Source organism: Ruegeria sp. CDSC085 (genome assembly GCF_059610465.1).
Genome location: NZ_JBXWNR010000002.1, coordinates 159,747 through 171,816 on the forward strand (window position 1 = coordinate 159,747; position 12,070 = coordinate 171,816).

The 12,070-nt window shown below is 57.3% G+C and carries 11 protein-coding genes; 6 read left to right on the forward strand and 5 right to left on the reverse strand.

Features of this window, described 5'->3' with window-relative positions; genetic code table 11:
* Window positions 1-11 precede the first annotated feature (11 nt).
* From AC2FJB_RS04270 to grxD, 5 genes are all read left to right on the forward strand, one after another.
* Window positions 12-920: a LysR family transcriptional regulator gene (locus AC2FJB_RS04270; protein WP_117869056.1), complete on the forward strand. Its 909-nt coding sequence runs from the start codon at window positions 12-14 to the stop codon at window positions 918-920.
* 270 nt (window positions 921-1,190) lie between these two features.
* On the forward strand, window positions 1,191-3,437 hold the full coding sequence (locus AC2FJB_RS04275; RefSeq protein WP_117872767.1) for a mechanosensitive ion channel family protein: 2,247 nt from the start codon (window positions 1,191-1,193) through the stop codon (window positions 3,435-3,437).
* A 180-nt stretch (window positions 3,438-3,617) separates the two neighbouring features.
* Window positions 3,618-5,777: a phosphoribosylformylglycinamidine synthase subunit PurL gene (gene purL / locus AC2FJB_RS04280; protein WP_496717479.1), complete on the forward strand. Its 2,160-nt coding sequence runs from the start codon at window positions 3,618-3,620 to the stop codon at window positions 5,775-5,777.
* Window positions 5,778-5,912: 135 nt separating this feature from the next.
* Window positions 5,913-6,149, forward strand: coding sequence for a BolA/IbaG family iron-sulfur metabolism protein (locus AC2FJB_RS04285; protein WP_117869058.1), 237 nt, complete (start codon window positions 5,913-5,915; stop codon window positions 6,147-6,149).
* 252 nt (window positions 6,150-6,401) lie between these two features.
* On the forward strand, window positions 6,402-6,764 hold the full coding sequence (gene grxD, locus AC2FJB_RS04290; protein WP_117869060.1) for a Grx4 family monothiol glutaredoxin: 363 nt from the start codon (window positions 6,402-6,404) through the stop codon (window positions 6,762-6,764).
* 6 nt (window positions 6,765-6,770) lie between these two features.
* Here grxD and AC2FJB_RS04295 read toward each other — a convergent pair whose 3' ends face one another.
* The 3 genes from AC2FJB_RS04295 to AC2FJB_RS04305 are packed head-to-tail and all read right to left on the reverse strand — an operon-like array spanning window position 6,771 to window position 8,364.
* Window positions 6,771-7,118: an MliC family protein gene (locus AC2FJB_RS04295; RefSeq protein WP_299896810.1), complete on the reverse strand. Its 348-nt coding sequence runs from the start codon at window positions 7,116-7,118 to the stop codon at window positions 6,771-6,773.
* Window positions 7,115-7,510 (reverse strand): cell division protein ZapA, encoded by a 396-nt coding sequence (locus AC2FJB_RS04300; RefSeq protein ID WP_117869062.1) that lies wholly within the window; start codon window positions 7,508-7,510, stop codon window positions 7,115-7,117. Before AC2FJB_RS04300 ends, AC2FJB_RS04295 begins: the two co-directional genes overlap by 4 nt.
* On the reverse strand, window positions 7,510-8,364 hold the full coding sequence (locus AC2FJB_RS04305) for a hypothetical protein (RefSeq protein WP_117869063.1): 855 nt from the start codon (window positions 8,362-8,364) through the stop codon (window positions 7,510-7,512). The genes AC2FJB_RS04300 and AC2FJB_RS04305 overlap by 1 nt, the downstream gene beginning before the upstream one ends.
* 236 nt (window positions 8,365-8,600) lie before the next feature.
* Between AC2FJB_RS04305 and tkt the strand changes: the two genes are divergently transcribed.
* Complete coding sequence (gene tkt / locus AC2FJB_RS04310) at window positions 8,601-10,625, forward strand: transketolase (protein WP_496717478.1); 2,025 nt, start codon at window positions 8,601-8,603, stop codon at window positions 10,623-10,625.
* Window positions 10,626-10,670: 45 nt separating this feature from the next.
* Here the strand turns inward: tkt and AC2FJB_RS04315 are convergent, their stop codons facing one another.
* Both AC2FJB_RS04315 and AC2FJB_RS04320 read right to left on the reverse strand, forming a co-directional pair.
* Window positions 10,671-11,078 (reverse strand): hypothetical protein, encoded by a 408-nt coding sequence (locus AC2FJB_RS04315; RefSeq protein WP_496717476.1) that lies wholly within the window; start codon window positions 11,076-11,078, stop codon window positions 10,671-10,673.
* 1 nt (window position 11,079) lies between these two features.
* Window positions 11,080-12,039, reverse strand: a complete 960-nt coding sequence (locus AC2FJB_RS04320) for a DUF808 domain-containing protein (protein ID WP_496672990.1) — start codon at window positions 12,037-12,039, stop codon at window positions 11,080-11,082.
* Window positions 12,040-12,070: the final 31 nt, after the last annotated feature.

Below are 12,070 nucleotides of genomic sequence, written 5' to 3' on the forward strand. Positions count from 1 at the left end.
AAGTTGCGGCGATGGATTGGGACAAGCTTAGAATATTTCACGCGGTGGCCGACGCCGGCAGCCTCACGCACGCCGGAGACAAGCTTAATCTGTCTCAATCCGCCGTAAGCCGACAGATCCGTGCACTGGAAGAGTCGCTGGATGCCACTCTTTTCCACCGTCATGCCCGGGGGCTGATTCTTACTGAACAGGGTGAATTGCTGTTCGACGCCACATCCGCCATGTCCAAACGGCTTGATGCCGCTGCTGCGCGTATTCGGGACAGCGAAGAAGAGGTCTTTGGTGTCTTGCGGGTCACGACGACTTTCGGGTTCGGAACACTCTGGTTAGCCCCGCGCCTGCCCAAGCTGTACGAGCAATACCCTGATCTGAACATCGACCTGATGCTTGAAGAACGCGTTCTTGACCTGCCAATGCGCGAGGCCGACGTCGCCATCCGCATGAAAGAACCAAGCCAGGCTGATCTGGTGCGCAAACGTCTGATGACAGTTCAGATGATGTTGTATGCGACCCAGGACTATATCGAGACCCATGGCGGCATGCTGCAATCACTGGACGAGATCAAGGACCACCGTCTGATCTGTCAGACCCCTGCGGCACCGCAGGTTGGAGCCAGTGCATCCATGGTGCGCCACCTGATGACCTATAATCCCGGCTCCTTGCTGACGGTGAACAACTATTTTGGCGTGCTTCAGGGCGTTTTGCACAATCTGGGTATCGGTGTCCTGCCCGATTATGTCACGCAGGATTTTCCGCACCTTGTGCCCATCCTGTCAGACATCGAAACCGCAGATGTCCCGGTCTACTTGGCCTACCCGGAAGAATTACGGCACTCAAAACGCGTTGGCGCGTTCCGAGATTTCGTGCAGGACGAAATCATCGCGCAGCGCAAACAGCTGAAACAGATGGGAAAACTGTAGCTATGCGCATGCAGCATATCGGACATGAAGAGATCACAGGGTTAATTATCTTGAACGTTCACAAACTGACCCCTAAATGAGCACTCGAAGGCGGTGATGCTGAAACGCTCATCATCTTCATACCTCCCTGTTGGACTACGGCCGAGCTTATAGCTCGGCCTTTTTTTTGCCCAGGGCATTACATTAAACCAGCGAAAGCTCTGGGAAAAAAACACGCATAGGCATATGATCCCAAAAAAACGATACAATTTCGTGTTTGAGGGAAAATACATGTTCCACCTACCCCGCCTCGTTTTGGCGATCATCTCCGCACTATTCTTGGCGGTGCCGCTATATGCACAAGACACAGGTTCAACTTCTACCGTGACCATTCCGGAAGACCTGACACCCGAACAGGTCGACGATCTGGTCGCGCGTATGTCCGATGACCAGGTTCGCGCCATTCTATTGGAACGCCTTGATGCCGTGGCGGAAAAACAAGCCGCCGAGAAGGCGAACGTAGAAGACCCGTTGACGGAAATAAGCGATATCTGGGCAGAGATGGTCACGTCTTGGACTCATGTTCTGACCACCGTTCCCAACATTGTCACGGCACAGATAACCGCGTTCAGCAATTTTAGTGACACGTTCGGAACGACTGGTGTCTTTACTCTGTTCGGGCTTGTCCTTTCAGTGCTTGTTGTCGGGTTTATTGCTGAAAAGCTGTTTATATTCCTGACCCGCCGCTGGCATGAGGCAACCGAAGCGGCGGACGAGGCCGATCTTTGGGGCGCCGTCAGCTACCTGTTTCGTCGGTTCTGCCGGGAAATCGCCGGGCTGATCGTATTCTATGTCGTGATACGCGCGGTCGGCCGCGGCCTTCTGACAACGGAACAGATCACCTATGCCGCTCCGTTTGTATTTTATCTTATCTGGGTGCCGCGTTTGGGTGCAGCGGCGTCACGCTTTGTTCTGGCACCGGAGAAACCTCAATTCCGGTTGGTCAACATAGACGACCACTGGGCAAAGTACCTGCATCGCAACCTGATCGGATTGTTGATCCTGATCGGGTTCACGCTGTTCGTCGTTCGGTTCAACGCGCTTAATGGCATCACGGGTGACGATACCCGCATTGGCTTCTGGCTGAACGCCGCAATTCACATCTATATCGCCGTAATCGCCTGGACTGCTCGCGAAGGGCTTTCGCAAATGATGCTGGGGACGGACCCGGACCATACGAAGTTCGATGAAGAAGTCGCGCATTATTACCCCTATTTTGCCATCGGCGTTTCGGTGGCGATCTGGCTGCTGGTTGAGTTTCTGGTCGCACAGCGCGACCCATCGACATTGAGGTTGCTGACCAACGGTGCACATTTCACAACCTTGTTCTGGTTGCTGATCGTCCCCGCGCTTGACACGCTGATCCGTGGTTTGGTGCGGCATTTGCAACCCCCCATGTCGGGCGAAGGCCCTCTTGCCGAACGCGCCTACCGTTCTGCGAAACGCAGCTATATCCGGATTGGTCGCGTTATCGCGGGCCTGGTCGTGGTTTTCATGATCGCACGCGCGTGGCACCTTGACCTGCGCAATGTCGCCTCAGCCGGTGTTGGTGCCGAAGTCGGCGGTGCTGTGATTGAGTTCCTGCTGATCATCGCCGTTGGCTATATCCTGAACGAGGTCGTCTCGTTGTGGATCAACCGTCGATTGGCAAGGGAACAAACTGCGGCCGAGGAGCTGGACGAAGAAGCAGGCGGTGAAGGCGGCGGTGCCGGTGGATCTCGTCTGGCGACCGTTTTGCCCCTGATGCGGATAACGGCCCAGATCACAATTGCCGTGATTTTTGGCCTGCTGGCACTGGGTGCATTAGGCATCAACATCACGCCGCTGCTGGCCGGTGCCGGTGTTCTGGGCCTGGCTATCGGCTTTGGCGCGCAGAAGCTGGTCGCTGATATCGTGGGCGGGGTATTCTTCCTGATCGACGATGCCTTCCGCGTTGGAGAATATGTCGACGTCGGCGGCACGATGGGAACGGTCGAGAAGATCTCGGTTCGCTCGATGCAGCTGCGTCACCATCGAGGTGCCGTGCATACGATCCCATATGGTGAGATTCAGAAGCTGACAAACTTCAGCCGTGACTGGGTTATCATGAAGCTGAAATTCACCGTGCCGTTTGATACCGACCCCAACAAGGTCAAGAAGATCTTCAAGAAGATCGGTGCCGAGATGATGGCCGACGAGACCCACAAGGATGGCTTCCTGCAACCCTTCAAATCGCAGGGCGTGTTCGACTTTGACGATGTCGGCATGATCATCCGCGGCAAGTTCATGGCCAAGCCCGGAAAACAATTCACACTGCGCAAGGAAATCTTCAACCGGGTCAAGGCAGCCTTCAAGGAAAACGGCATCGACTTTGCCCGCCGTGAGGTGCGCGTTGCGATGCCGGGGCAGGAAGAAGCCGAAAACCTGACCCCGGAACAGAAGGCCGCTGTAGGTGCCGCAGCCGCAGCTCAACTCAACAAAGACCAGGGGTCAGCGTAACCTTCACGGTTTACGCCTTCGATTTGCGCCAGTACTGCGGTGCATTTCTTCGGAACCGGCAGTGATGCCGGTTCCGTTTTTCTTTGAAAGAAGCAACCTGCGCCGTCTTGACCCTTTCCACACGCGCGCGCTTGCCCTACAAGGCGCGCAATCTCGGCCCACTTGGACACAGGACAGAAGATGCAAGAGCCCGCCATCACACCCGATCTGATTGCTGCACATGGGCTCAAGCCCGAGGAATACGACATGATCCTCGAGATCATCGGGCGTGAACCTACTTTTACCGAGCTTGGCATTTTCTCGGCCATGTGGAACGAACACTGTTCCTACAAGTCTTCGAAGAAATGGTTGCGCACCCTGCCCACCTCTGGGCCTCAGGTGATTTGCGGCCCGGGTGAGAACGCAGGTGTGGTCGATATCGGCGACGGTCAGGCTGTGGTCTTCAAGATGGAAAGCCACAATCACCCGTCTTACATCGAACCTTATCAGGGTGCTGCGACCGGCGTGGGGGGCATCCTGCGCGACGTCTTCACGATGGGCGCACGCCCCATCGCGTCCATGAACGCTTTGTCCTTTGGCGAACCCGGCCATCACAAGACCCGCCAACTGGTCAATGGTGTGGTCGAAGGGATTGGCGGCTACGGAAACTGCTTTGGCGTGCCTTGCGTCGGTGGCGAAGTCCGCTTCCACCCTGCCTACAACGGTAACTGCCTGGTGAACGCATTTGCAGCCGGTCTGGCCGACAGTGACAAGATCTTCTACTCGGCTGCCTCGGGCGTAGGTATGCCCGTCGTCTACCTAGGTGCAAAAACCGGTCGCGACGGCGTGGGCGGCGCAACCATGGCATCCGCCGAGTTCGACGACACCATCGAAGAAAAGCGCCCCACCGTGCAGGTCGGCGACCCCTTCACCGAAAAACGCCTGATGGAGGCGACGCTGGAACTGATGCGGACCGGTGCGGTGATCTCGATCCAGGATATGGGCGCGGCGGGCCTGACCTGTTCCGCCGTTGAAATGGGCGACAAGGGTGGCCTTGGCGTGCGTCTTGATCTGGAAAATGTCCCCCAGCGCGAAGAAAACATGACAGCCTATGAGATGATGCTGTCCGAGTCTCAGGAGCGTATGCTGATGGTCCTCAAGCCCGAGCTTGAGGCCGAGGCCCGCGCCGTGTTCGAAAAATGGGATCTTGATTTCGCAATCGTTGGCGAAACGATTGCCGAAGACCGCTTCCTGATCATGCATAACGGCGAAGTCAAAGCCGATCTGGTTCTGTCCAAACTGTCTTCTACCGCGCCGGAATACGACCGCCCATGGGAGCCTACGCCAGAGGCAGAAGAACTGGCCGAAGTGCCTCAGATCGACCCGATTGACGGGCTGCGCGCCCTGCTCGCTTCGCCCAACTACGCAGGCAAGCAGTGGGTCTATGAACAGTACGACACCATGGTGATGGCGGATTCCGTCCGTACGCCGGGTCTGGGTGCGGGCATGGTTCGCGTCCACGGTACCGACAAGGTGCTTGCCTTCACATCCGACGTGACCCCGCGCTATGTGCGCGCAAACCCTTTTGAGGGCGGCAAACAAGCCGTGGCCGAAGCCTATCGCAACTTGACCGCCGTTGGCGCAAAGCCGCTGGCCACCACGGACAACCTGAACTTCGGCAACCCCGAAAAGCCCGAGATCATGGGCCAGTTTGTCGGTGCCATTCAGGGCATCGGCGCCGCCGTTGACGCGTTGGATATGCCGATCGTGTCGGGCAACGTGTCTCTATACAATGAGACCGACGGGCAGGCCATTCTACCGACCCCCACCATTGGTGCAGTCGGCCTGTTGCAGCACTCGGACGAGGTCATCGGCAACGAGGTGCGCGAAGGTCATGTCGCGCTGGTGATCGGTGAAACCAAGGGGCATCTGGGTCAGTCCGCCCTGTTGGCAGAAGTCTTCAACCGCGAAGACGGCGACGCCCCGAATGTCGATCTGGATGCCGAAAAGCGCAACGGTGATTTCATCCGCGCCAACCGCGAGATGATCAAGGCCTGCACCGACCTCAGCGATGGCGGTATCGCTCAGGCTGCCTTCGAACTGGCGGAAGCCGCAGGCGTTGGCGTGTGTCTGGACGATGCGCCGACTGAATTCCTGTTCGGTGAAGATCAGGCCCGCTATCTTGTTGCGTGCAATTTCGATCAGGCCGAGGCATTGATGATTGCAGCCGGTCAGGCCGGCGTTCCGCTGAATGCGGTTGGTCGTTTCACCGGCGAGACGGTCAAGATCGGCAGCTCGGAAGCCTCGCTTGATGAACTTGCCGCAGTTTACCGCAACAGCTTTGCCGAGGCCGTAGCCTGACAACGCCACACGAAAACCAATGGAAACCCGCGCTGTTATCCCGTGGGGGTTTCGTTGTTATTGCATGAGCCAGCGCCCTTGCACGGCCGGTTCATGCGCTCTACATCTTGGGAAAGACCTTCTGGAGTTACCTACATGCCGATGAGCGCCCACGAAATCGAACACCTGCTGCGCGAAGCCTTTCCTGATGCCGAGATTCAGGTCGGTGGCCAGGACGGTGTTCATATGTCTGCCATGGTGGTGGACGAAAGCTTTCGCGGAAAGAACCGGGTACAACAGCAGCGTGCCGTTTATGCCGCGCTGAAAGGCAAGATGGATGGCCCGGATGGTGAGTTGCACGCGCTGGCGCTGACCACCAAAGTGCCGGAGTAAAATGGAACATGCGATTGTAATCTCAATTGCGGTCACTGTCTTTGTCGTGCTTGTCGCGCTATTGGCTTGGAGCCGATCCAAAAACGAACCGCAACCAAAGCGCGGATCGCTTCCTGGGATAGGTTATCGCACAATCCACGCAAACTATGATTCAGGCGGGTCTGGCGGAGGGCATTCCACGCAATATCGTGTCCCCAAAGACCCTCAAGACTACGCCAAAGCTATGATGCCGAAGAGCAAAGGAAACGCAAAATGACCGATGTAAAAACCCAGATCGACGAAACCGTCAAAGCCAATGACGTGGTGCTGTACATGAAAGGCACCAAGGAAATGCCTCAATGTGGCTTCTCGTCCCGTGTTGCCGGCGTTCTGAACTACATGGGTGTTGAATACACCGACGTGAACGTACTGGCCGACGAAGACGTGCGTCAGGGCATCAAGGATTATTCCGACTGGCCGACCGTGCCGCAGCTGTATGTCAAAGGCGAATTCGTAGGCGGTTGCGACATCATCACCGAAATGACCCTGTCCGGCGAACTGGACACGTTGTTTGAAGAAAACGGTGTCGGCTACAACAAGGAAGCAGCCGACAAAATCCGCGAAGCAAACGCGTAATCCGGCCTACCGGCTGGAACAGTCCTGATAAATCACCTGCTCATTGGCGGCGCCTGCCGCCAAATAGCTGATTGCTGCGTTCCAGCCTTTTGACCGCAGGATATAGGTTCCTTGATCTCCAACGGATTCGTAGCGGATGCCCGACCCGCTTTCGACCTGGCGCATCGCAACCAGAGTGTTGTCCACCATCGTCGCCGCCGCGCCTGATCCGTCAAGCGCGTTGAAATAGGTCACCGGCAACGGAACTCCGTTCTCACAGGTAAATGTAACGGACAGAATGTCGATTTCGGCGAGTGCAGCTGTTGCCGGGAAAACAAGCAGAGCACCGCAGAAGAGATTGCGCAGGTACGTCATTGTGCCGTTTTCTCCTCAACCACCGAAGCCAGCGCTTCTGCACGTGCCGCCAGCTCTGCCAGCGTATCCGTGACGGAAGGCGGGACGACCGCGACTTCAATGCGCTCGGGTTCCGGCGCAGGCGCATTTCGCAGCGATTGAAGCTCGGCCTCGGCCTCGGCCAGCTTGGCCTCTAACGCCTTTACTTTGTCTTCCGTTGCCGCCGTCTTGTCAGCCAGCAGCAGACCGGCCATCAGCAACATGCGGGCTTCCGGCATCCGCCCGATCTGATCGGACAAAACCTGCGCTTCGTCATCCAGCATTTTCGCGGCAGCGTGCAGAAAGGGCTCTTCCCCGTCCCGGCAGGACACATCAAAACCGCGCCCGCCGATATGAATGGTTACCTCGGGCATTACTCTACCTCACCTTCAACAAGTTTCGCCTGCGACAACAGAGGTTCCAAACGTGCCAGCACGGCCTGTGCTTCGGCGGCGTCCGAAGCCTGCGCGGCACGTGTCGCCTCCAACTCGGCGACGGTGGCGCGGTTCAGCAATTCAGCATCCGTCAGCCCTTCTGCCGCCGCAGAGCGCAATTCTTCGACCGAATTCCGCAACTGCTCGTTCGCCTTGCGCATACGTTGCAGATCGTCATCAAGGCGGGACATTGCAGCACCATGGCTGGCCCTCTCGGCCCGCAGCATCTCAAGCTCTGCGCTCAGTTCATTGACCCGCTCGGTATCTTCAAGCTCTGCCTTGAGGCGGCTGTTTTCCGCTTCAACTTCTTTTGCCTGAGCAAGCAATTCACGCATTTGCTCAAGCTCGGCCTTCAACGCGGAAGGATCTCCGATTCCGTCAAGCTCTGCGCGCATCCTTTCGTTCTCGGACTTCAACGCTTCCAGTTCGGCACTGTTGTCCAACGCAGCCTTGGCCTCGGCCAGCTCGGCACGGGCCGCTTCAACAGACGTGATTTTTGCCCTGGCTTCTTCCAGCTCAGCGCGCAACGCATCCGTTTCGTCAGAGTCGGCTGGGGCTGTCCTCAACTCCTCCAGATCGGCACGCAACTCGTCCACTTGCTGTTCGTGCTGCTCTTTCAGGGTCTTCAGGCGCTCCTGAAGCTGTGCATTGGCGACTCTTTCGTCTTCAAGTTCGGCCTGAAGCCTCTCATCCGCCCCGGTATTCCGGGACGCATCGCCCATTGCTTCGACGCCCGCGCTGATACGGTCCATCGCAGCTACAATGCGGTGTTGTAATTCCTCTATCTGGCTCATGCCCCTGTCACCTCTTTATCAAGGTTCATTCTGTCGCGAAGTGATCCGAATCAAAACCGAATCCCGCTTGTTGACAGTCTAACGGAATGCGACAGAAAATACCCACTGTTTGGTTTCAACTACTTGGACCGCACTCTTCACCCGCCCAGTGCGATCAAGGCCCGGTTCCGCTTGCACTTTGGGTGCTGAATGGTATTGAGCCCGCAATCTGCTTTTTATCCAAAGGAACAACGCCCGTGGACCTGACTGCGCTGCGCAAAGCCAACCCCGAACACTGGGACAAAGCTGCGGCAATCCGCACCCTGACCCTTGACGCCGTCGCCGCCGCAAATTCCGGCCATTCCGGCATGCCCATGGGCATGGCCGATGTTGCGACCGTTCTATTCGAAAAGCACCTGAAATTTGATGCCTCCGCCCCGAACTGGCCCGACCGTGACCGGTTCATCCTGTCGGCTGGCCATGGTTCGATGCTGGTCTATTCGCTGCTCTATCTCACCGGTCATGCAGATGTAACGCTGGAAGAGATCAAGAACTTCCGCCAGTTGGGCGCCAAGACCGCGGGTCACCCCGAAAACTTTCTGGTCGACGGTGTTGAAACCACAACCGGCCCTCTTGGTCAGGGCATTTCCAACGCGGTGGGCTTTGCCATGGCCGAGGAAATCCAGCGCGCGCATTACGGCAAGAAAGTCGTGGATCACTATACTTACGTGATCGCGGGCGACGGCTGCCTGATGGAAGGTGTCAGTCAGGAAGCTATCACGTTGGCCGGCCGCCATGAGCTGAGCAAACTGATCGTCTTCTGGGACAACAACAACATCACCATCGACGGCACTGTCGATATTGCGGATCGCACCGATCAGGTCCGCCGTTTCGCGGCCTCGGGCTGGCATGTGATCGAAATCGACGGCCACGACCCCAAGGCCATCGATGCAGCCATCGTTCAGGCGAAGAAGTCGAACAAACCAACCATGATCGCCTGTGAAACCCACATCGCTCTGGGTCATGCTGCACAGGACACCTCGAAAGGTCATGGGGCACTGACAGATCAGGATCAGCTGGAAGCCGCGAAAGAGGCCTATGGCTGGCCCCACGGCGCTTTCGAAGTTCCTGGCAACGTCAAATCCGCTTGGAAAGCCATTGGTGCACGTGGCACAGTCGAGCGTGCCGCTTGGGAAGAACGTTTCGCGCAACTGTCCGAGCGCAAGCAGGCCGAGTTCAACCGCGCCTATGCGTTTGAGGCCCCCAAGCGACTGGCTGGTGCCATTCGTGCGTTCAAAAAGCAGATGTCCGAAGAACAGCCGAAACTGGCCACCCGCGCCTCTTCTGAGAGGGTTCTGAACGTTGTGAACCCGATCATGACCGAGACCGTTGGTGGTTCGGCTGACCTGACCGGATCGAATAACACCAAGTCGGCTGATATGGGTGTCTTCCTGCCGGAAAACCGCAAAGGTCGCTATATTCACTACGGTATCCGCGAGCACGGCATGGCCGCAGCGATGAACGGTATGGCCCTGCACGGTGGCATCCGCCCCTATGGCGGTACGTTCATGGCCTTCACCGATTATGCCCGCCCATCGATGCGTCTTGCGGCACTGATGAAGATCCCGTCGGTTTTCGTGATGACCCACGACTCGATCGGTCTGGGCGAAGACGGCCCAACCCACCAGCCGGTGGAACATCTGGCCATCTCGCGCGCGACGCCGAACACCTATGTGTTCCGCCCCGCCGATACGATCGAAACCGCCGAAGCCTGGGAACTGGCGTTGACCTTCAAAGACAGCCCCTCGGTGCTGTCGCTGACCCGCCAGGGTGTGCCGACCGTGCGCAAGGATCACAAGACCAAGAACCTGACCGCGCAAGGCGCCTATGTTCTGGCCGAGGCCGAGGGCAAGCGTCAGGCGATCCTGATTGCAACAGGTTCAGAGGTTTCGCTGGCAATGGAAGCCAAGGCGATGCTCGAGGCAGAAGGCATCGGCACCCGCGTCGTCTCCATGCCCTGCATGGAGCTGTTCGCACAGCAGGACGAAGCCTATCGCAAGCGCGTGCTGCCCGCCGGTCCGGTTCGCGTCGGCATCGAGGCCGCCGTGCGCGCCGGTGGCTGGGATCGCTGGCTGTTGGGCGAGCGTGGCCGCGAAGCCAAGGCAGGCTTTATCGGCATGTCCAGCTTTGGCGCCTCGGCCCCTGCCGGTGAGCTGTACAAGCATTTCGGCATCACAGCCGAAGCAACCGTTGCCAAAGTCAAGGAACTGCTGGGACTGTGAGACAGGCCCACCTGATCGAGCAAAGGGCGGCCTTGGCCGCCCTTTTCAATTGGGTTCAGCGTTAACCCGAAGTGCAAGTTCTTCGTAGGCTTTCAGAGCGTAATCCAAACGCAACTCATACCGTCCTTGCACCACCACTTTCTCAGGGGCTTGCAAACCGAGGTAAGACAACGCCTGGCGAAGATGTGTTCCGGACAGCGGAACATAGGTGGCCGATTGTCCCACCAAAGCGTTGTAGAAGCGTCCCCCGAACCAATTACTACGCTTCTGCGCCGTGAACGCAGTATCAATACGAAAATGCAAGAAACCATACAGATCAGTTTCATCGAATGGGACTTCGTCGGCCGCAACACTCAAAGCAGATAGAAATGAAGCTCCGCCGGTTGATCCGCGCTTACCGACTTGCCGAACCAGAGGGCCATCAATCATCGCGGCCAGACGATAACGGGTCAACTCAATGTTTCGCCTTCTTGTTTAACAGTGGTGAAATGATCCGGGTCGCCAACGGGATCAAAACCAATCCCCAGGCCAAACCAAATACGCCATCCATCGTGGCCTTGGATATCCATTCAACTGCGCCAACCCATTGATCAGAAACCGAATGCCCAATTGCATAGGCCCAATCGTGGATATGATGGCCCAACCATCCAAAGCCCAACACCTCCATCCCGTGGATCACAATTGAGCCGCCGACCCACAGCATCGCCGCGGTTCCCACAATCGACAGGGTTTTCATCACCCCGGGCATCGCTTTGACCAAGCCGCGGCCCATACCACGACCAACAGGAGTTGGAGCGTTATTCGCCAGAAACAGCCCCACGTCATCCATCTTCACGATCAACGCCACCGACCCATAGACGGCCACCGTCACGCCAATCCCCACAACGGCCAAAGTAGCGGCCTGCATCCACAGGTTCGGGGCTTCGATCGCCGCCAATGCAATGGTCATGATCTCGGCAGACAGAATGAAATCCGTTTTGATGGCGCCCTTGACCTTTTGTTCCTCCAGATGGCCCGGGTCGGGGTTCTTCATGTCTTCCTCAATGACATGGCTTCCATGAGGAAACAGAACATGAAAAATCTTCTCGGCCCCTTCAAAACACAAATATGACCCACCAAGCATCAACAAAGGCGTAATCAGCCACGGTGCAAAATTGGCCAGCAACAAAGCCACAGGCAGCAAGAGTATGATCTTGTTGAAGACCGAACCGCGCGCGATGCGCCAGATGATCGGCAGTTCACGCGCCGGGGCAAAGCCCTGCACGTACTTCGGTGTCACCGCTGCGTCATCAATGATCACACCAGCGGTTTTGGCCCCCGCCTTGCCTGCTGCTGCAACCACATCATCCACTGATGCCGCCGCAACTTTGGCAATGCCCGCCACATCGTCCAACAGGGCCAAAAGACCACTCATCGCGTTTCCCTTCACATCTGCTGCTGCAAAC

What these genes read in the sequence shown, in the direction of transcription:
- AC2FJB_RS04270 (WP_117869056.1), top strand. Translation starts at nt 12, where the DNA reads ATGGATTGGGACAAGCTTAGAATATTTCACGCGGTGGCCGACGCCGGC.
- AC2FJB_RS04275 (WP_117872767.1), top strand. Translation starts at nt 1,191, where the DNA reads ATGTTCCACCTACCCCGCCTCGTTTTGGCGATCATCTCCGCACTATTC.
- purL (WP_496717479.1), top strand. Translation starts at nt 3,618, where the DNA reads ATGCAAGAGCCCGCCATCACACCCGATCTGATTGCTGCACATGGGCTC.
- AC2FJB_RS04285 (WP_117869058.1), top strand. Translation starts at nt 5,913, where the DNA reads ATGCCGATGAGCGCCCACGAAATCGAACACCTGCTGCGCGAAGCCTTT.
- grxD (WP_117869060.1), top strand. Translation starts at nt 6,402, where the DNA reads ATGACCGATGTAAAAACCCAGATCGACGAAACCGTCAAAGCCAATGAC.
- AC2FJB_RS04295 (WP_299896810.1), bottom strand. Translation starts at nt 7,118, where the DNA reads ATGACGTACCTGCGCAATCTCTTCTGCGGTGCTCTGCTTGTTTTCCCG.
- AC2FJB_RS04300 (WP_117869062.1), bottom strand. Translation starts at nt 7,510, where the DNA reads ATGCCCGAGGTAACCATTCATATCGGCGGGCGCGGTTTTGATGTGTCC.
- AC2FJB_RS04305 (WP_117869063.1), bottom strand. Translation starts at nt 8,364, where the DNA reads ATGAGCCAGATAGAGGAATTACAACACCGCATTGTAGCTGCGATGGAC.
- AC2FJB_RS04320 (WP_496672990.1), bottom strand. Translation starts at nt 12,039, where the DNA reads ATGAGTGGTCTTTTGGCCCTGTTGGACGATGTGGCGGGCATTGCCAAA.